General features: G+C 37.9%; 15 protein-coding genes. 8 read left to right on the top strand and 7 right to left on the bottom strand.

Annotated features, from left to right (window positions below; genetic code table 11):
- Positions 1-778: 778 nt before the first annotated feature.
- The gene (gene hisS / locus WCP78_RS05870; protein WP_336279577.1) at positions 779-2,266 is read left to right on the top strand and encodes a histidine--tRNA ligase; all 1,488 of its coding nucleotides are present in this window, start codon (positions 779-781) and stop codon (positions 2,264-2,266) included.
- Positions 2,267-2,376: 110 nt separating this feature from the next.
- On the opposite strand, the gene WCP78_RS05875 is transcribed toward hisS, so the two are convergent.
- Positions 2,377-2,901: a peroxiredoxin gene (locus tag WCP78_RS05875; protein WP_336279578.1), complete on the bottom strand. Its 525-nt coding sequence runs from the start codon at positions 2,899-2,901 to the stop codon at positions 2,377-2,379.
- Positions 2,902-3,091: 190 nt separating this feature from the next.
- Here WCP78_RS05875 and WCP78_RS05880 point away from each other — a divergent pair, with 190 nt between their 5' ends.
- Entirely contained in the window at positions 3,092-4,720 is a 1,629-nt protein-coding gene (locus tag WCP78_RS05880) for an alpha-D-glucose phosphate-specific phosphoglucomutase (RefSeq protein ID WP_336279579.1), read from the top strand.
- An 18-nt stretch (positions 4,721-4,738) separates the two neighbouring features.
- Here WCP78_RS05880 and fumC read toward each other — a convergent pair whose 3' ends face one another.
- Positions 4,739-6,127 (bottom strand): class II fumarate hydratase, encoded by a 1,389-nt coding sequence (gene fumC / locus WCP78_RS05885; RefSeq protein WP_336279580.1) that lies wholly within the window; start codon positions 6,125-6,127, stop codon positions 4,739-4,741.
- A gap of 222 nt (positions 6,128-6,349) precedes the next feature.
- Here fumC and groES point away from each other — a divergent pair, with 222 nt between their 5' ends.
- Entirely contained in the window at positions 6,350-6,646 is a 297-nt protein-coding gene (gene groES, locus WCP78_RS05890; protein ID WP_336279581.1) for a co-chaperone GroES, read from the top strand.
- 59 nt (positions 6,647-6,705) lie between these two features.
- On the top strand, positions 6,706-8,349 hold the full coding sequence (gene groL / locus WCP78_RS05895) for a chaperonin GroEL (protein ID WP_336279582.1): 1,644 nt from the start codon (positions 6,706-6,708) through the stop codon (positions 8,347-8,349).
- Between the two features lie 981 nt (positions 8,350-9,330).
- On the opposite strand, the gene WCP78_RS05900 is transcribed toward groL, so the two are convergent.
- The 4 genes from WCP78_RS05900 to murJ form a co-directional block, all read right to left on the bottom strand.
- Positions 9,331-9,909 (bottom strand): NifU family protein, encoded by a 579-nt coding sequence (locus WCP78_RS05900; protein WP_336279583.1) that lies wholly within the window; start codon positions 9,907-9,909, stop codon positions 9,331-9,333.
- 64 nt (positions 9,910-9,973) lie between these two features.
- The gene (locus WCP78_RS05905; RefSeq protein WP_336279584.1) at positions 9,974-10,465 is read right to left on the bottom strand and encodes a universal stress protein; all 492 of its coding nucleotides are present in this window, start codon (positions 10,463-10,465) and stop codon (positions 9,974-9,976) included.
- Between the two features lie 58 nt (positions 10,466-10,523).
- Positions 10,524-11,594, bottom strand: a complete 1,071-nt coding sequence (trpS, locus tag WCP78_RS05910) for a tryptophan--tRNA ligase (RefSeq protein WP_336279585.1) — start codon at positions 11,592-11,594, stop codon at positions 10,524-10,526.
- A gap of 76 nt (positions 11,595-11,670) precedes the next feature.
- A complete protein-coding gene (gene murJ, locus WCP78_RS05915; RefSeq protein WP_336279586.1) occupies positions 11,671-13,242 on the bottom strand; it encodes a murein biosynthesis integral membrane protein MurJ in 1,572 nt (523 codons plus the stop codon).
- Between the two features lie 1,184 nt (positions 13,243-14,426).
- Here murJ and WCP78_RS05920 point away from each other — a divergent pair.
- Both WCP78_RS05920 and WCP78_RS05925 read left to right on the top strand, forming a co-directional pair.
- On the top strand, positions 14,427-15,272 hold the full coding sequence (locus WCP78_RS05920) for a TIGR01459 family HAD-type hydrolase (protein ID WP_336279587.1): 846 nt from the start codon (positions 14,427-14,429) through the stop codon (positions 15,270-15,272).
- Positions 15,272-16,297 carry a bifunctional riboflavin kinase/FAD synthetase gene (locus WCP78_RS05925; protein WP_336279588.1) on the top strand — a complete coding sequence of 342 codons (1,026 nt, stop codon included), beginning with the start codon at positions 15,272-15,274 and terminating at the stop codon, positions 16,295-16,297. Before WCP78_RS05920 ends, WCP78_RS05925 begins: the two co-directional genes overlap by 1 nt.
- 205 nt (positions 16,298-16,502) lie before the next feature.
- Here the strand turns inward: WCP78_RS05925 and WCP78_RS05930 are convergent, their stop codons facing one another.
- A complete protein-coding gene (locus WCP78_RS05930; protein ID WP_336279589.1) occupies positions 16,503-16,835 on the bottom strand; it encodes a protein tyrosine phosphatase family protein in 333 nt (110 codons plus the stop codon).
- Positions 16,836-17,464: 629 nt separating this feature from the next.
- Here WCP78_RS05930 and parA point away from each other — a divergent pair.
- Together parA and WCP78_RS05940 are read left to right on the top strand one after the other, a co-directional pair.
- Positions 17,465-18,094 (top strand): ParA family partition ATPase, encoded by a 630-nt coding sequence (parA, locus tag WCP78_RS05935; protein ID WP_336279590.1) that lies wholly within the window; start codon positions 17,465-17,467, stop codon positions 18,092-18,094.
- Entirely contained in the window at positions 18,091-18,321 is a 231-nt protein-coding gene (locus WCP78_RS05940; protein ID WP_336279591.1) for a hypothetical protein, read from the top strand. Before parA ends, WCP78_RS05940 begins: the two co-directional genes overlap by 4 nt.
- Positions 18,322-19,842 lie beyond the last annotated feature (1,521 nt).

The raw sequence follows: 19,842 nt of genomic DNA on the forward strand, positions 1-19,842 counted from the left end.
GCAAACTGAAATAGTCAATGCTGTGATAAGCCCAGCAAAAATTGCTGACCATGAAATGGGTGTATAAAAAAGTGGAGACTCCGTTTCTATTGATGTTTCTTTTAAAAAATGAGCATCAAACGTCTCTCAAATTGAAATAGTCAATGCTGTGATAAACCCAGCAAAATTGCTGACCATGAAATGGATCTGTCAAGATGCAGAGAGTGAGAGTATCAAAGATAGAGAGCGGTACTTTTGCAATATAGCAATATGGTGGAAAATTCTATTTTTAGTTGGAGAAGAGTTTCAATTTGCCACTATGGATAGTTAAACACAAAGTCAATATCTGAGTAAAATGGAACTTAGTTTCTATTGATGTAAAATGTTGTCTTGTAGAAAAAGTATAACTTTAGACCAAGCACTTGTAAGAAGAAAAATTAATGGTGCTCAAAGCTGAGCAAGAATGAGGGGATATCTTGTGGTCATTTTACAGGCGTGCATTAAAACGTGTTTTAAATCTAGATGATCCTGCTTCAAAATCAAAACTAAAGTGTGAAATTATATTCATTGTAAAAATACAATTGGAATAAAAATAGAAGACATTCTCAAAATTGAAAAAATTCTTCAGTGAAGTATCTTTAAGGAGAAAGGAGTATCGTCTTTGTAAAGCAAAAGCTTATGTGTGTTTGCTTCATGCCTAATCTATAAATCCATTGCAGTGTGTCTTTCTATAATATAGACACGAGCCTATAAGATCGATACAAGTCATCCGTGAATTATATTGTTGCTAGAGAAAAATATGTCATCAAAACAAGAAAAAACCAAAGCCCGTTTACCACGTGGTTTTGCTGACCGCGTAAGCTCACAGTTGTATGCAACTGAAACAATGATTGCTCAGATTCGTGAAGTATATGAACTGTATGGGTTTGAAGCGCTTGAAACGCCAATTTTTGAATATACAGATGTTCTTGGAAAGTTTTTGCCTGATACAGATCGCCCAAATGCGGGTATTTTTTCCTTACAAGATGATGATGAGCAATGGATGTCTTTGCGTTATGATCTTACTGCACCTCTTGCTCGTTATTTTGCAGAAAATTTTGAGGTTTTGCCAAAACCGTATCGGAGTTATCGTCTTGGTTTTGTTTTTCGTAATGAAAAACCCGGTCCAGGGCGGTTTCGCCAATTTCTGCAATTTGATGCTGATATTGTTGGAACACCAACAGTCGCAGCTGATGCAGAAATTTGCATGATGGCAGCGGATAGTTTAGAAAAATTAGGAATCCAGCGTCATGATTATGTTATTCGCCTTAATAATAGAAAAATTCTTGATGCTGTTTTAGAGAAGATTGGTTTGGGGGGAAGCGAACAGACTGAAAAGCGCTTAACCGTTCTTAGAGCAATTGATAAACTTGATAAATTTGGCTCTGAGGGGGTTCGTTTACTTTTAGGGCAGGGACGTTTAGATGAGAGTGGTGATTTCACTAAGGGAGCGGAGCTTAACAAGCAAGAGATTGATTATATTCTTTCTTTAACTGCTCTTGAGGCTGAACCAGAAGGTGAAATGATTGATGCCCTTAAAAAAATTGTTGGTCATCATTGTCAGGGGCTTGAAGGGATTCGTGAACTTGAAGAAATGCAAATCATTTTTAAAGAGAATGGTTATCAGGATCGTATCAAGATTGATCCATCTGTGGTGCGTGGATTGGACTATTATACGGGATGTGTTTTTGAGGCTTCCTTGCTTTTTGATGTTTTCAATGATGATGGACAAAAAGTTGTCTTTGGATCTGTTGGTGGTGGTGGGCGCTATGATGGGCTTGTTGCGCGTTTTCGCAGCGAAAATGTTCCAGCAACAGGGTTTTCAATCGGCATATCGCGCTTGATATCAGCATTGCAAAATCTTGGCAAACTACCTGTAAAGAAGACTATAGGGCCAGTTGTGGTCTTGATGATGGATAAAGAGCCAGAAGCTGTTGCTCGGTATCAAAAAATGGTGATGCAATTACGCAATGCGGGAATTCGTTCTGAACTTTATTTGGGTGCATCAGGGATTAAAGCACAGATGAAATATGCTGATCGGCGCCATGCTCCTTGTGTGGTGATCCAAGGATCACTAGAACGCAAAGACAATAAAATACAAATTAAAGATTTGGTTGAAGGTGCACGTTTATCTCATGAAATCAAAGATAACCAAATATGGCGTGAAAGTCGGCCAGCGCAAATAACAGTTGATGAAGAGCAATTAGTAAAAACGGTACAGGATATTCTGGCAGCTCAAAAACTGTAAAATTTTTTAGCTCTTTAAATATGAGGATTATCGTTCTAAGTCTTAATAAAATGGCACAAACTCTATTTGCAAAAAGGGATTGTGCCATTGAATGGGAAAATGGACTGAAGCTAGCTTTTTAATGTTTTTAAAATATTTTCTGGTGAAGAGACTTCATAAGGGTCTGCTGTACAATTATCTGAAAAGCCTGGTTCTTCAAACCATTGTTCAATGACTTCGTCGTTAATAACGGCGGCATAGCGCCATGACCGCATTCCAAAACCAATATTGTCTTTGGCAACCAGCATTCCCATTTTGCGAGTGAACTCACCTGATCCATCAGGGATTAATTTCACTTTTTCGATGCCTTGTGCTTTTCCCCAAGCATTCATGACAAAAGTATCATTGACGGAAAGACAATAAATTTCATCAATGCCAGCTTTTTTAAATTCATCATAAAGTTTTTCAAAGTTAGGGAGCTGGAACGTTGAGCAAGTAGGCGTAAAGGCTCCAGGAAGAGAAAAAAGAATAACCCGCTTCCCTTTAAAATACGTATCACTATTAATATCTTGCCACCGATAAGGGTTATTTCCACCTATTGATTCATCACGCACGCGTGTGTGGAAAGTGACATTGGGAACTTTTTTTCTCACCATGATTATGCTCCTGTATTTTGATGAAATTGCAATTAGAACAATTACTTTGTTTAAAGCGTGTCGGAAAGCGCATTTAAACGATCATATTGCAATAAGTTTGCAAATATTTCATTCTTACGTCAAGTAAAATTAATGGGCGCCTTTTCTAGGTGTTCACCTTAAAATTTAAAAATAGTATGAAGGCATTTTCATGACTATAACCACAGTTTTGACAAAAGCTTTTGATGATCAAAAACTGGGAACATCTGGTTTGCGCAAAAAAGTTTCGGTTTTTCAACAGCCTCATTATGTTGAGAATTTTATTCAATCTGTTTTTAATAATATTGGATCTATTGAAGGGAAATTATTTATTTTGGGTGGTGATGGCCGCTATTTTAATCATAGGCTTATTCAGACTGTCTTAAAAATGGCAGCTGCGCATGGTGTGGCGTGTGTTAAAGTTGGAAGAGGGGGCATTTTATCGACACCTGCTGTTTCCCATCTTATTCGCAAATATCATGCACATGGTGGGATTATTCTTTCAGCAAGTCACAATCCTGGTGGTTTAGATGGAGATTGTGGTATAAAGTATAATATCTCCAATGGTGGACCTGCTCCCAATTCTTTGTGTGAAGCTATTTTTGCAACGTCACGTTGTCTTTTTTCCTATAAAATTATCGAGGCTCCAGATATCGATTTAAAGATGGAAGGTACAAGTTTTATAGGATCTATGCGGGTTGATATTATTGATCCTGTCACCGATTATGTTGCTTTGATGCAGGAAATTTTTGATTTTGATCGCATTGCCAAGGCGGTTGCAGAAGGATTAACTTTGAAGTTTGATGCAATGCATGCCGTAACAGGGCCTTATGCGCATGAAATTTTTGAAAAATGTTTGCAGTTTTCTCAAGGGACAGTTATGAATGGCGTCCCTTTATTGGATTTTGGAGGGAGACATCCAGATCCAAATTTGGTTCATGCCAAGGGTCTTTACGATTTATTGATGTCTGATCAAGCGCCTGATTTGGGTGCTGCATCTGATGGTGATGGGGATCGTAATCTCATTATCGGTCGTAAACAATTTATCACACCTTCAGATTCTCTGGCTATTATGGCTGCACATGCGCATTTGATTAAAGGGTATAGGTTTGGTATTGCAGGGATTGCCCGCTCTATGCCAACAGGACGCGCAGTGGATCTTGTTGCTGAAAGAAAAGGACTTGATTGTTTTGAAACGCCAACAGGGTGGAAATTTTTTGGGTCACTTTTAGATGCTGAAAAAGTAACCTTTTGTGGTGAAGAAAGTTTTGGAACGGGATCTAACCATATCCGCGAAAAGGATGGTTTATGGGCTGTATTATTTTGGTTAAATCTTTTAGCTGTGACAGGAAAAACAGTAGCGCAAATTGTTCAACAGCACTGGCGTACTTATGGGCGTTTTTACTATTCACGTCATGATTATGAAAATGTGGAAGAAGATAAAGCATATGCCCTTTTAGAGCAGTTGCGCGCGCATTTACCACAGGCAGGAATGAAAATTGCTGGATTAACGGTCGAAAAAGCGGACGATTTTATTTATTGTGATCCAGTTGATCAGAGTATCACTACACGGCAAGGAATACGCGTTTTTTTTGAAAATGAAGCACGGTTAGTGGTGCGTTTATCTGGGACAGGGACGGTTGGAGCAACCTTACGGCTTTATTTTGAGCAGTATGAAGGTGATTGGTGTAAACACGCTCAAGATCCACAACAAGTTCTCCAACCCTTGCAACGAGCAGCACTTAAACTCTTAAATATACCACAACGGTTGGGTCGCGAGCGACCCGACGTTATCACATAAAGGTTTGCATCAAGCCGTTTATTGTGGGTGGATCATCTTTTTTGGGTCAACGAGTCGATCATAATCTTCTCCAGAAACACCAGCTTTGATAGCTTCAGTACGCAAAGTTGTATCATTTTTATGTGCCGCTTTAGCAATTTCAGCAGCTTTTTCGTAGCCAATTTCTGGTGCAAGAGCTGTGACCAACATGAGAGAGCGTTCCATAAGAGAGTGAATATGAACGCGATTGGCGCGTAATCCTTGGATACAGTGCATATCAAAAGAACGCATGCAATCACCAAGAAGATTAATTGATTGCAAAACATTATAGCCAATGACAGGCTTGTAAACGTTTAGTTCGAAATGTCCTTGGCTTGCAGCAAATGTTACACTGGTATGATTGCCGAAGACTTGGCATGCTACCATCGTCATGGCTTCACATTGGGTAGGATTGACTTTGCCCGGCATGATAGAAGATCCTGGCTCATTTTCTGGGAGGCTTAATTCGCCTAAGCCTGAGCGCGGACCTGATCCCAAAAACCGAATATCATTAGCAATTTTGAAGAGATCCGCCGCTAGTGCATTCAGGCATCCATGAAAATATGCCAGAGCTCCATGATGCGCAAGTGCTTCAAATTTATTGTCAGCAGTTTTAAAGGGGATCTCTGTGAGGGAACTGATTGTTTCTGCAAATGCAACGTCAAAACCTTGAGGTGCATTAAGTCCTGTTCCGACAGCGGTTCCTCCTTGGGCAAGCATCTGAACATCAGTAAGAGCCGCTTCAATGCGCTGGCGGTCAGCTTGGAGTGCGGTTCTATAGCCTGAAAATTCTTGTCCCAAAGTCAGAGGTGTTGCATCTTGAGTGTGAGTACGCCCGATTTTGATGATGTCTGCAAATTCTTCTTCTTTTTTTTCTAAAGTCGTAATAAGAGCTTCAAGAATAGGTAATAAGTGTTGACGTGTTTGGAGTGTGGTTGCAATGTGCAGTGCTGTTGGAAAAGAATCGTTCGATGATTGACTCATATTGACATGATCATTGGGGTGTACAGGTGATTTACTTCCAAGCTTTCCTCCTAAAAGCATGCTGGCCTGGTTTGCAATGACTTCATTGACATTCATATTGCTTTGGGTTCCCGAGCCTGTTTGCCAGACAGAAAGTGGAAAATGCTTATCGAAGGCACCTGAAAGCACGTCATCTGCTGCAGCAATAATTGCTTTCCCTATGTTTTGTGGAAGTTTACCTTTTTCCATATTTACGAGAGCTGCGGCTTTTTTTATAAGGCTTAAGGCATAAATTATGGTGAGAGGTTGTTTTTCTGTGCCGATATTAAAATTATGCAGGGAACGTTCAGTTTGTGCACCCCAATAACGGTCTTGACGTACTGAAATTGTTCCAAAGCTATCAGTTTCCTGACGTGTTTCAACCATGATAAAATCCTTTTATGTTCATCGGTTATAAAGCAGTAAATAACGCAAAATAGAAAAGAGAGGCAAGACTTCGAAGCGTCTTAAGATAAATTTTTGTGGGTAATCCTTGACATCATAAAGTCGCGATTTTATATTCTCCAGTAGTGTTAGCACTCACATATGAAGGGTGCTAACAAGGACTTAAGATTAATTCCATTATATTAAGTTTTAAGGATTTTTAAAATGGCTAACATACAATTCCGCCCACTTCAGGATCGTGTCGTTGTCCGCAGGGTTGAATCTGAAAATAAAACCGCTGGTGGGATTATAATCCCAGACACAGCGAAGGAAAAACCGCAAGAAGGTGAAGTTATTGCTGTTGGTAATGGTGCTCTCGATGATAACGGAAAGCGTGTGCCTTTGGAAGTTAAAACAGGGGATCGTATCTTGTTTGGAAAATGGTCTGGAACCGAAGTGAAGATTAACGGGGAAGACCTCTTAATCATGAAAGAATCTGACATTATGGGAATTTTAGGCTAATTCGGCCTTTCAGTTTTTTCATTTTGTACTATTTTGATAGAACTCCAAGGAGAAGTTAGATGGCTGCTAAAGAAGTCAAGTTTGGCCGTGATGCGCGTGAGCGTTTGTTGCGCGGTGTTGATATCCTTGCTAACGCTGTTAAGGTAACACTCGGCCCTAAAGGTCGCAATGTGGTGATCGATAAATCATTTGGTGCGCCTCGCATTACAAAAGATGGTGTGTCCGTTGCTAAGGAAATCGAACTAGAAGATAAGTTTGAAAATATGGGTGCGCAAATGTTGCGCGAAGTTGCTTCCAAAACCAATGACATTGCGGGTGATGGTACAACAACTGCAACTGTTTTAGGACAAGCTATTGTACAAGAAGGTGTAAAAGCTGTTGCAGCTGGCATGAACCCAATGGATCTTAAACGTGGGATTGATGCTGCTGTTGATGAAGTTGTAGCAAATCTTTTTAAAAAAGCTAAAAAAATCAAAACTTCAGAAGAAATTGCACAAGTTGGAACGATTTCTGCTAATGGTGCTGAAGAAATCGGTAAAATGATTGCTAATGCCATGGAAAAAGTTGGCAACGAAGGTGTCATTACCGTGGAAGAAGCAAAAACTGCCGAAACGGAATTGGAAGTCGTTGAAGGAATGCAGTTTGATCGTGGATATCTTTCCCCTTATTTCGTCACAAATGCTGACAAAATGGTTGCTGATCTCGATGATCCTTACATTCTCATTCACGAAAAGAAATTATCTAATCTGCAATCACTGCTTCCAGTACTTGAAGCTGTTGTTCAGTCTGGAAAGCCACTTCTCATTATTGCTGAAGATGTAGAAGGTGAAGCTTTAGCAACACTCGTTGTCAACAAATTGCGCGGTGGCTTGAAAATTGCTGCTGTAAAGGCTCCAGGATTTGGTGATCGTCGTAAAGCAATGCTTGAAGATATTGCTATCTTGACATCAGGTCAGGTTATCTCTGAAGATGTTGGCATTAAATTGGAAAATGTCACTTTAGATATGCTTGGTCGTGCAAAGAAAGTAAATATCTCTAAAGAAAATACGACAATTATTGATGGTGCTGGACGGAAATCTGAAATTGATGCACGTGTAAGCCAGATCAAAATGCAGATCGAAGAAACAACTTCTGATTATGACCGTGAAAAATTGCAAGAAAGACTCGCTAAACTTGCTGGTGGTGTTGCAGTCATCCGTGTGGGCGGTGCAACAGAAGTTGAAGTGAAAGAAAAGAAAGATCGTGTTGATGATGCCTTGAACGCAACACGTGCAGCTGTAGAAGAAGGTATTGTTGCCGGTGGTGGTACAGCATTACTGCGTGCTGCAAATGCGTTGACTGTGAAAGGAAAAAATTCTGATCAAGAAGCTGGTATCAGCATTGTTCGCCGTGCGCTACAGGCTCCAGCTCGTCAAATTGCTACCAATGCAGGTGAAGAAGCTGCAATTATTGTTGGAAAAGTGCTTGAAAATAATTCAGACACGTTTGGTTACAATACTGCAACAGGTCAATTTGGTGATTTGATTTCTTTTGGAATTGTTGATCCAGTGAAGGTTGTACGTTCTGCTCTCCAGAATGCTGCTTCAATTGCAAGCCTTCTTATCACAACAGAAGCTATGGTTGCTGAAGTTCCAAAGAAAGATGCTCCAATGCCTCCAATGCCTGGCGGTGGAATGGGCGGAATGGGCGGAATGGATTTCTAAGCCTTTTAAAAAATAGTAGTAAAAGAAACGGGTCGAGATCGACCCGTTTTTTGTATGAGTTTTGCCTTTCTTTTAATAATTGCTGTCCCGTATGGTGTTGATATATTCTCTCATCAATCAACCGACTTATTTCTTAACTATCCTAAATGTTTTTTTCGCTTGCTTTAAGTAAGTATTTTTGTAGAGAGATTTTTTCAAAGTTTGTCGTATTTTGGAAATCTCTTACATGAGAAATAAAAAATAAAAATTTCTTGCTCTATGGCTGCTTAAAGGGGTGTTTTTTGAACAAAGAGGCAGCTACACAAACTGATATCTTATGAAAGATTTTCACTGGAGTGATCTTTATATTTACGAAGACTGCAGAATATTTACGAAGATTGCAGATGATTTTGGTATCTTGAGTGCATTTATGAATGATTTCGAAAAAAATTTTTCTCACTTTAATATTTTTTATAATGTGAACAATGAGATGTAGATGATTATGCTGTAACTCATGGAAGTGATGTTAGGGTGCTAAAAAACTTCAAGTGAAATATATATTTCTTCTTAAGAATAATGATGATGGTATAAAGTATTTGTATTGTGGAGGGTAATAATAAATATGAACCATAAAACCATCAGAATTGATTAGGTTAACTGAATAAAGTTGGAAGCCATTAAAAAGTTTTAGTCTATATATATTATTATAAGTTGAAAATCTTTTCTGTTGTCCGAGCGAATTTGTATAGCGGGAACTTATTTTAGTTAAAAACTCTTCTGCTTTCTTTAGAAACCTTGCTTATTCCTCAGAAATTGCCTGTTCAAATCGTACTTTGGACTGATATGTTAATAGGTTTGTTTTACATGAGAATGTCGTACCATCCAAAAGGTTGGCTGTGGTATACTCCAGTTAGTTGAATAGGTAATGATACCCTACCACATCATGCTTTCTTAGAGAGTTGATTTTTATTGGTTGGATATTTTTAAGTTTTACCTTTTGGTTTATTGTGGCATGGCTTCAACACCAAGAACTTCTGGGATAAAATGTCGTAAAAGATTTTCAATGCCATATTTAAGTGTTGCAGTTGAAGAGGGGCATCCAGCGCAAGCTCCTCGCATATTGAGGTAGACAATACCATTTTCAAATCCGCGGAAAGTAATATCTCCTCCATCATTTGCAACTGCTGGGCGAACACGCGTTTCAAGTAGCTCTTTAATGATTAAAACAGTCTCTGCATCTTTCTCATCATAGAACTCTTCATTAAGCGCATTTGTTTGTGCTTTTGTTGCAGCATCAGTTGTAATGACTGGTGCACCAGACAGAAAATGCTCCATGATGGTGCCTAAAATTGCTGGTTTGAGATGCTGCCATTCACCATCTTTTTTGGTTATGGTAATAAAGTCATAACCTAAAAAAACACCTTTGACATTGGGAATATTAAAGAGTTTAGCAGCTAAAGGAGATGTGTTAGCGGTTTCTTCTTGTGAATAGAATTCTAATACTCCTTGGGGAAGAACCACACGACCTGGCAAAAATTTTAGTGTTGCAGGATTTGGAGTCGTTTCAGTTTGAATAAACATAGATTCTCCTTTTATTGCTTTAAGATTTGGAAAGAGGCTTGAGCATATAAAATATTATTGTATTTTAGGCGAGAATTTCAATATCCTCATCTGCAAGGTTGCTTGGGATAACAGTAACGGGGATAGAAAAAGCAGGTTCCCGAGAGCTAATTAATTGCACAAGTGGTCCTGGTCCTTCGACTTGTCCACTTGCAGCTAAAACAATGAGAGAAATTTTCTTATCTTTATTGATGAGTTCAAAAATTTCATCAATTTTTTTGCCTTCACGCACAATTATTTCTGTTTCAAGGGTGTGAGCGGTGTACACATCATCCGCGATTTGTTTTAATGTTTCATAGGCACTTTGCGTTAATTCAGTTCGCATGATATTATTAACACCCAGAAAATGTTGAAACTCTGAATTATCAACGACAGAAAGCAATACTAATGTTCTATTGGTATTTTTAGCATGCTGTGCAGCAAAAGCAACGGCACGTCGACATTCTGATGTTCCATCGATAATAACCAGAATTTTTCGTTTGTGATCTGTTTTTTTGCTTTTTTCCTCAGAAACCATGCTTTCCCCCCTATTTTTTATGAAGTATTTTTATTTATTATTAACTATATATATTTTGTTATGTATTATGCACAAATCCGACGATTTCACGAACTTTTTTCATATTATTTTCTGCTATTGCACTGGCACGCTGTGCACCACTACACAAAATAGAATCAATATAACTTTTTTCTTGGTTAAGACGACGTAATTCTTGTGTGATGGGAGCAAGCTTATGGACAATAAGATCGATTAAGGCTGTTTTAAAAAGTGAAAATTGTTGTCCAGAAAACTCTGAAAGAGCCTTTTCTTTACTTATTTCAGCAAAGGCAGCATAGATACCAAGCAGATTATCGATTTCTGGTCGTTTTTCCAAGGCCTCCGGTGTGTCGGGTAGAGGGGCGGAATCGGTTTTTGCTTTGCGTATTTTTTTTGTAATAAGGTCAGCATCATCTGTTAAATTAATGCGTGAAAAATCTGAAGGATCTGACTTTGACATTTTTTTTGTACCATCACGCAAGGACATCACGCGTGTGGCTGTTTTTCCAATAAGAGCTTCTGGTATTGGGAAAAAAGCTTGTTTTTTTTCCTCTCCTATTTGTATAGAGACACCAAAATTTAAATCAGCAATGCGATGAGCATAGTCGTTGTTAAATTTTTGTGCAATATCGCGTGTCAATTCGACATGTTGTTTTTGATCTTCTCCTACTGGAACATGGGTAGCACGATAGACTAAAATATCAGCAGCCATCAGGCTTGGGTAAGAAAAAAGCCCAAGAGATGCTTGTTCGCGGTTTTTTCCTGCTTTATCTTTAAACTGTGTCATGCGTTGAAGCCAACCAATACGGGCGATACAATTAAAAATCCAAGCCAATTCCGTGTGTTGAAAAACCTGCGATTGATTGAAGATAATTTGTTTTTGAGGGTCAATTCCAGCCGCTAAAAAGACCGCTGTAACCGCTCTGATCGATTCATTTAAGGCATGTGGGTCTGGATTAACAGTCAGTGCGTGCATATCAACAACGCAATATAAGCAGTTATAGGATGCTTGCAGTTCAACCCAATGCTTGATAGCTCCAAGGTAATTGCCAAGATGAAGATGACCACTTGGTTGTACGCCGGAAAAGACAAGGGGTGTGAAGGTATTCATAGGATAATTCTTTCTTTGTAAAATTATTCATTGTGTGCGTTGTGACAAAGCGTCTTTTTGAAAGCAAGATAAAATATCACAGGCGTTGTTTTAAATTTTTGAGAGTGAGAAAAAAGGAACGAGCGTCAAGAAAAAAATATGCTATAATGTACACGAGAACTATGAAGCTCATTATGCCCGCTAAGGCGAAAGCGCGTAAGAAGAATGGCGCTTGCGAGGACAAAGAGGTGGATAAAAACCCAAACACATCCAGCATGTAATGTAGAGTTATTACATTGAAAAAAGTGGCAATAATCAAGCGTGCAATTCTTTTTATTAGTTGTGCGTCGTGTTTCCAGTAGTCGCGTTTGATGAGGAAAGCACAAAGCAACAGCGTGTTGATCCATCCAGAGGTAATTTCAGCAATGACGATACCTCGTGCTGACAAAATTGGGAATAATGTTAATGCAAGACTGATATTGATAAAAACGCAAATGCCTGTGAAAATCATAGGTGTTTTTGTATCTTCACGGGCAAAAAAATTAGGAATAAAAACCTTTATCAAGACAAAAGCTGGAAGCCCTATTCCATAAAGTTCCAGTAACTGTGCAACATGATATGTTGATTCTTCTGTGAATTGCCCACGCTCAAAGAGCAAGCTGACAATGGGATTAGATAGGAGCAAAAAGGCGATGGAAGCAGGTAGTGTCAACAACAAGGTTAATTCAATAGAACGGTTTTGTAAATTATGAGTTTCTTTGTATTTTTTGCTGCGTAGGGCTCTCGTTAATTCTGGTAAAAGAACGGTTGCTATTGCAATTGCTACGACTCCTAGCGGTAATTGATAAAGGCGATCTGCATAAACTAAAGAAGATACAGCTCCAGATTGGCTAGAGGCAATATTGGTGTTGATCAATAAATTAATTTGCGTAATGCCTCCCGTAATGGCTGCCGGCAAAGCCAAAGTTAAAAGTTTGCGAACATTGGGGCTAAAATGAGGGACGCGGAAGGAAAACTTCATTCCGTTTTGACGCAAAGCGATTGCTATTAAAGCAAGTTGGAGAAGTCCTGCAACCATAACACCCCAAGAAAGATTTAATCCAATATGCCAAGCATCAAGCTGATCTATCCAAGCATAGACGAGCACGATAATCAAAATAATATTCAAAAAAAGAGGAGCAATGGCTGCAACAAAGTAGCGTCGCAGAGCATTGAGCATTCCACCCATCATTGCTGCTAAAGACATACATGTTAAATAAGGAAACATGATCGCGGTAAAATGAATCGTAGCATTAAATTTTGTCGCATCTTCTGCAAAACCTGGAGCAATAATGGTTCGTACCAAAAATGGCATACTTAATTCCATGCCAATGGTTAAGAGTAAAAGAAATGAAAATAAAACACCAAATACTTCTTCTGCAAATTTGCAGGCAGCTTCCGTACCATCTTCGGTGATTTTTTTCGAAAAAAGAGGAATAAAAGCTGCATTAAAGGCACCTTCAGCAAAAAATCGGCGAAATGTGTTGGGAAAACGGAAAGCAGCGTTAAATGAATCAGAAACAGGACCCGTACCAAGAGCTGCGGCCATCAGCATTTCGCGTACAAAGCCAAAAATACGACTCATTAAGGTTCCAGTAGCAACAGTGGCAAATTTTTTAATTAGGGTCATAAAGATACATAAGTTTGCTATATAAAGAGGAGATGAAAAGATACATAAAAATCATTGTAGATTGTAAGGATCTGATCAACATGCCAGTAAGTACTATTCTAAAGCGTTTTACGATGGTGTTTATCCTTCTGTCAATAAAAGTACATTCAGAGTGTTTTCAGTATATTGAAAAAAATAAAACTCGCCTCACAATTTGTTTTTGAGATATGAGCCGTTAAAAGTGCTGCTCTATTTGCTTCTTTATCTCTTTCTTTCTGTAGTGGTATAGGGTTTATTGTTGACATCAATATTCTTTTTTTTAAAAGCTGGAAATATGGGATAAGGCGATAACTAGAAAAAGCTCCGGAAAATGGGTTTGTAAGGGGCATTTTATAAATGTGCTGTGTTTAATTTTTTTTAGATAGATACGTATGAAATTCATTTTCTTTTATAAGCTTTATCATAATTAGCTGGTTGTGCCATTCTATTTTTCTACCGTTTTATTTTTACAGTTTTTTTCCTACTTTAGATAGATAGTATGAATTATGTATGTATTCTATTTTCTTTCTTATTCATTTTTAGTGGAGAGTTTTTGCCGATTCAGAGTAAAATTTTGGAACATTGATACAGTGTGTTGTGTAAAGAGATCTTATTGAAGGTGAGGAACAATCGTTATGCTTAAAATCAATGCGTTGATGTAAGCATTTAGGTTGAGTGTTTCGATTTAAATGAAAAAATGATTGTTGGATCTCTTATTTTTGCAGACACTCTTTTAAAAATATACACACAGCACGTACATTTTTAAATTTGATCGTGAGCGTTTTTTAATTTTCTACAAAAGGTGGGAATTGAAAGTACTTTCTTTTAGTGGGAGTTGTTATCTGCAATGTTTTACGTAATAGCTTAGGATATCTTGATGAAAAATGGTCAAGAAAAGTCCTCTGACAAAAATTAATAAACTTGAAAGTAATGGGATAAGTTTTGGGGAGGGAAAAAGTTCCAGAAAAAGCCTCATAGTTTTAACACAAGTTTTAAAGAAGTAGGATATGAGCTATAGATATTATTGTAAACGATGATCTTTTTCTAAGGGAGAGAGAGAGCAATAAAAGGTGCAGTATTAAGAAAGCAGATGACACGAGAATGATCTTTCGATAAGTAACTTTAAAGATAGTTTGATAAATGACAAACAGGTAAACAGGTGCACCATGAACGAACTCACCCATATCGAGAGTATTATAGAACATTATAATGCTGTTTTTTGCGATGTTTGGGGTGTTGTGCATAATGGTGAGAAGGCATTTGAACCAGCGTTAAAAGTGTTGCACAAAATCCGACAAATGGGAAAAAGTGTCATTTTTCTAACCAATTCACCTAGACCTCGGGAAGATGTGATCGCTCAATTACAGAGCATGAACATTCATAACGGATATTATGATGCAATTATCACTTCAGGTGATGTGACAAGGGATCTCATTCGTGCTGCACCGCGTAAAGTTTTTTTTATTGGTTTGCAACGTGATTTGGTTTTATTTGAAGGATTAGAGTGTGAACTCGTTGAAGAATGGGAAGCATCTGTTGTAGTTTGCAGTGGCTTTCTTAAAGATCTTGATGCAACGCCGCGTGCCTATGAAAGTATGTTTCATCGTATACGGGCACGAAATTTACCGTTTATTTGTGCCAATCCTGATATTATTGTACATTCTGGAAATCAAGAGTTTTGGTGCGCTGGTGCATTAGCGCGTCTTTATCAGCAATTGGGGGGTGAAGTGCGAGTTGCTGGGAAACCCCATGCTTCGATTTATAATTGTGCCTTTGAAAAACTTCGAGAAATGTGCAAGCCAATGGAAAAAAGCAACGTTTTAGCTATTGGTGATGGTCTTTTAACTGATGTCAAAGGAGCAGTCGATTTTGGTCTTGATGCGCTTTACATCATGAGTGGTATTCATCGCCATGATTATATGAAAAATGGCGTGGTGGATAAAGAAGCTTTGCACGCATTTTTAAAACATTATGGTTATGAACCAAAAGCAATGATGTGGGCACTTCAGTAATGTCTAATTTTTTACGTCTTCAGGGAGCTAATATGCTTCCTTCCGCTTGGCGAGGGGCGGTGTTGGCACTTGGAAATTTTGATGGTGTTCATTGTGGTCATCAAGCAGTGCTCCAAAAAGCGCTCGATTTAGCGCGTGCAAACAATAAACCAGCTCTTGTTTTAACATTTGAACCACATCCAAGAAGCTTTTTTCAACAGGAAACTCCTGTGGATCGTTTAACAGAGGCTGCTGAAAAGGCTGAAATTTTTAAAATTCTTGGATTTCATGGTGTAATTGAACAGACTTTTGATGCAGGTTTAGCTGCTCTTTCAGCCGATGAATTTATCAATGTTATTTTAAAAGAAGCATTTGATATTTCGGTTGTAGTAACGGGTGAAAATTTTCAATTTGGTTATAAAAGAAGTGGAAATTCGCATCTTTTGTGTCAGAGGGGAAAAGAATGTGGGTTTGAGGTTGTGCAAATTCCTTCTATGTATAGCGCAGAAGAGACACAACAGCAGAGGATGATTTCTTCTAGTTTTATTCGTCAGCTTCTCTTGCAAGGTCAGGTAAAAAAAGCAGCTCATTTATTAGGGTATCATTATCGGGTGCGCTCAAGTATCGTATCTGGGGAAAAGCTCGGACGTCTTTTAGGGTTCCCTACCGCTAATCAAATTTTACCTCCTCAAACCAGTTTGGCTCAGGGTGTTTATGCAGTACGATTGCGGCGTGCTAACGGTATTTTGTATGATGGGGTTGCAAGTTTTGGGTGTCGTCCAACGGTTGTTGAAAATGGAGCACTTCTTCTGGAAACTTACTTGTTTGACTTTGATGACAATCTTTATGGAGAAAGCTGTACTGTTTCTTTTTTAGAGTTTTTGCGCGGACAAGAAAAGTTTAATGGACTTGAACCTTTAATTGCACAAATGCAATGTGATGAAAAAGCAGCAAGGTCAATTTTGAAGGCAGCACAGCCATTATCACAGCTGGACGAGTTACTTACTTTTAAAAATATACCTTCATATGTTTTGAAAAAGATATGAGAGAGGCAAAAATAGCACTTAAACTGATCATAATGATGAAAATGTATTCTAAAACATCATGGAATATATGGCGTTTTCTTTGATGAGCTGAGGAATCAAAGATTTTAAGATCTGATTTTGGCATTATCTTTACCTTTTTACAATCTGGTGTTTCGCAGCTTAGAAATTTATCGTCTGTTTCTTTCTAATCAATTAAAATAGGTGATTAATAAAGGCGTGCTAAACGATAAAGATGCATCGAGCGTCCTCCAGAACGGCAATAAGATACAAGGGGAAGAGATGCCGTTTCTAAAACTTTTTTCATGGCTGCAACATCTGTTTGTTTATAGCAGGAGGTAACAATCGGAATATGATAGGCCTTTATTCCATATTTTTGCGCTGTTGCCTTGATAATCGAAAAATCAGGTTGATGGATATCTTCTTGATCAGGTCGGTTGCAAATAATCGTTTTAAAGCCCGATTTTGCTAATGATTCTATATCTTCGACGCTAATTTGGCCACTGATGAAAATATGAGGTTCAATTTGTTGCAAGTTCATTTTTGCTCATCCCCAATGGTATTCTTTACAATATTCCTTTATTGGCACATTGAAAGGAAAGTATAAAGAGAAGATTTTAAGGGGCAATGTTTTAACAAAGATGTTTTACTTGTCGAGTAAAATAACTCAGTTGGAAAAAGTGCATGACATAAAGTATGTTAAGTATTCTGTTTATAGCGTAACGATTTCTATCAATAATCTTTTCTATTTGGGTATGATGATATCATCTGATACATTTATGCGATTATTTTGGGGAAAAGTTTATTAACGGCAGTTATTGTGCTGACGAGGATCTTGAAAAGGGAATCCTCAATCTGAGAATATTTTTCTAGGCTTTTTGTTAAAGATTCTTTTAAGGGGGGAGAGAATTGAGGTCTTAAATTCACAGATTTGATAATGGCTTGTATATTTCATGCAAGTAGAGAGCTGCTCTTTCGTTTTGGCGCTTGTATTGGGTTGTAAACAAAGTGAACATATTTTCACCAAAGCATTTAAGAGAGATTATTGTGTCTGTAGCGTATTTTAATTGAGGAACAGAAGAGAGCAATTGTTTTAAATTTATAAGATGCTTGTGTGCTTTATTGTTTTCTGTATAAACGTAAAAACGATAAAGCTGAAAGGCGTAATTAATGATAATTGGACTATTGAATCAAAAGGGTGGTGTTGGAAAAACCACGTTGAGTGTTAATCTCGCTGCCAGTTTTGCGCGCGCTGGAGCACGTGTTTTGTTTATTGATACAGACCCGCAAGGCAGTGCCTTGGATTGGGCTGCTGCTCGTGAAGATGATCCCTTGTTTCCAGTTGTTGGTTTGCCACGGGCAACAGTTCATAAAGAGATTGCACAGATTGGTGATGGTTACGATCATATCTTTATTGATGGCCCTCCACGTGTGACTGATCTTGCACGCAGTGCTATTATGGCTTCGGATTTAGTACTTATTCCAGTTCAGCCTAGTCCCTATGATATTTGGGCAGCCGATGGAATTGTAAAGCTTATTGATGAGGCTCGTGTATATAAAGAAAATCTGAAATCTGTTTTTGTGATTAATCGTAAAATAGTAAATACAGCAATAGGGCGTGATGTCGGGGAAGCTCTTTCAGTGTATTCCATGCGTGTTCTTTCTTCTAGTGTTGCACAGCGTGTAATTTTTGCAGAAGCTGCAGCACAGGGAAAGGCAGTCTATGAAATTGATCAGGAAGGACCAGCCGCAGCAGAGATTGAAGCTGTTGCTGCTGAGGTAAAGGAATTAGCACGATGAGTAAAAAGATTAAAATTGGGACAAAGCCAACTAATAAATCAATTCCTGCAACAGCTGATGCATGGGTGGAAGATCGTGGGGATCATCAGGATGAACGTATGAAGCGCCTTACAATTGATGTGCCGGAAAGTTTGCATCGTTTAATTAAGACAAGTTGCGCAAGCCGCGGAACAAAAATAGCAGATGAGGTGCGTGAATTGCTTTCAAAAAAATATGGAAAAGTATGAAATATAAAAAGTAATGTGAGATCATAAATTTCAATTGGCTGGAGTGATCTTCCTGGTGTTATCAAGATCAAGCTCTAGCAAGTGTGTGATGTTTTATATTGTGCTATAATTGCAATAATATTGTCTATTGAATTTATTATTAAAATCATTGGATCCAGTAAATCTGAGACCTGCATGTCGTCATAATACCTGCTGTATTACCATGAGAAAGTAAATATTAATTGATAGGAATAAAAATTTTGTTCCTATATTAGCGTTTTTTTGCGGAAATAAAAAATCTTATTTTATCTGTAGGGTACATTGACGACAGTTCATATGGTGAATAGTAGGCTAAAGAAAAGTGAAAAAGATTTTTATAGTCGCTTCTCTTGATAGCTTATGAACAGAGATTTGAAAAACACATTGGTAAACGACACAATCTTAGGCAGTGGATTTTTTCTACGTAAGTCATCAAAAGGAGCTTCTGTTTTTTCTGTTTGAGGAGTGAAATGAGGGAAATTTGATACGATAGAAGTGGTATGGAGACGCCAAAAAATCTCGTAGAGGTTTATTTATCAAAAAAATAAAAATGAACGCACACCTTACTCCTGACACTTGGAATCGGTGTCTGATTTATCTGCAAAATTTGTGCAGATCATAGAAATTACGTATCTATTACGAATGCTAAAACAACAGCTACATTGATTGTGATAATCAACATTGAATAAAGCATAGCAGTCTTTATGAGATCAGCCATAAGAACCTCTTTTTGTTTTTTGTAGGAGCGATTTATGGATCACACAATATTACAGTCTGTAATATACGCTGATACAAGATATTCGGCAAGCCTAAAATGACTTTTCTATCCTACGAAGAATTGGTGGGCATTTGTGTTGCATCTTATAAGGGAAGTGAAGAAGACTATTGTGTTGTATTTTTTTAAGTATGCAGATTTTATACAAAAAAGCCTTTTTCATATTAATTTGCTAATTGATTTTGCATAATAAAAAATAAAAATTGTATAACGTTGCTTTTTGTAAAAGGGTATTTAAGTATTGCTGTTTAGCGGGAGAAAATCATGTGGTATAGGCTGATGTCTAAATGTTGGAAGGCTGAGCTGACTTTATTAGAAGCGATAGACAGAGGGACTTCGACTTTTAGAAAGTTTTGTTTTCAAGCAGAATTAAATAAAAAGATGTCGCTTTAGCAATAAAAATTTAATTTATTTGATTATATGCGAGTATATTAGAAGATTACATTGTCAACAAAACGGTGAGAGTCTCTGTAGAGATATGAGTCTAACAGTCTATTCTCTATTGAATAATCACAAGCTTTATGCTTTTTTAATGAATGCTTGAAATGGTAAAAAAAATCTTGTACCATTTCCCTATAATTGCAAAGAAAAGCGGATAGTCATTTAAAAAGAGAAGGCTACAGGAGTCGATCTATTTTAAAAGAGTATTTTTATAACGGTTGTTTTGTTTAGAGTCGTGTGTGGGCAGCCGACACGAAGGAGGATGGATCTTTCTGTATTAGTGCGAA

The sequence above is a fragment of the Bartonella occidentalis genome, assembly GCF_037070875.1.
Taxonomy (GTDB): domain Bacteria; phylum Pseudomonadota; class Alphaproteobacteria; order Rhizobiales; family Rhizobiaceae; genus Bartonella.

Excerpts from the sequence above, each read along its gene's own strand:
- hisS (WP_336279577.1), top strand. The coding sequence starts at position 779 with ATGTCATCAAAACAAGAAAAAACCAAAGCCCGTTTACCACGTGGTTTT.
- WCP78_RS05875 (WP_336279578.1), bottom strand. The coding sequence starts at position 2,901 with ATGGTGAGAAAAAAAGTTCCCAATGTCACTTTCCACACACGCGTGCGT.
- WCP78_RS05880 (WP_336279579.1), top strand. The coding sequence starts at position 3,092 with ATGACTATAACCACAGTTTTGACAAAAGCTTTTGATGATCAAAAACTG.
- fumC (WP_336279580.1), bottom strand. The coding sequence starts at position 6,127 with ATGGTTGAAACACGTCAGGAAACTGATAGCTTTGGAACAATTTCAGTA.
- groES (WP_336279581.1), top strand. The coding sequence starts at position 6,350 with ATGGCTAACATACAATTCCGCCCACTTCAGGATCGTGTCGTTGTCCGC.
- groL (WP_336279582.1), top strand. The coding sequence starts at position 6,706 with ATGGCTGCTAAAGAAGTCAAGTTTGGCCGTGATGCGCGTGAGCGTTTG.
- WCP78_RS05900 (WP_336279583.1), bottom strand. The coding sequence starts at position 9,909 with ATGTTTATTCAAACTGAAACGACTCCAAATCCTGCAACACTAAAATTT.
- WCP78_RS05905 (WP_336279584.1), bottom strand. The coding sequence starts at position 10,465 with ATGGTTTCTGAGGAAAAAAGCAAAAAAACAGATCACAAACGAAAAATT.
- trpS (WP_336279585.1), bottom strand. The coding sequence starts at position 11,594 with ATGAATACCTTCACACCCCTTGTCTTTTCCGGCGTACAACCAAGTGGT.
- murJ (WP_336279586.1), bottom strand. The coding sequence starts at position 13,242 with ATGACCCTAATTAAAAAATTTGCCACTGTTGCTACTGGAACCTTAATG.
- WCP78_RS05920 (WP_336279587.1), top strand. The coding sequence starts at position 14,427 with ATGAACGAACTCACCCATATCGAGAGTATTATAGAACATTATAATGCT.
- WCP78_RS05925 (WP_336279588.1), top strand. The coding sequence starts at position 15,272 with ATGTCTAATTTTTTACGTCTTCAGGGAGCTAATATGCTTCCTTCCGCT.
- WCP78_RS05930 (WP_336279589.1), bottom strand. The coding sequence starts at position 16,835 with ATGAACTTGCAACAAATTGAACCTCATATTTTCATCAGTGGCCAAATT.
- parA (WP_336279590.1), top strand. The coding sequence starts at position 17,465 with ATGATAATTGGACTATTGAATCAAAAGGGTGGTGTTGGAAAAACCACG.
- WCP78_RS05940 (WP_336279591.1), top strand. The coding sequence starts at position 18,091 with ATGAGTAAAAAGATTAAAATTGGGACAAAGCCAACTAATAAATCAATT.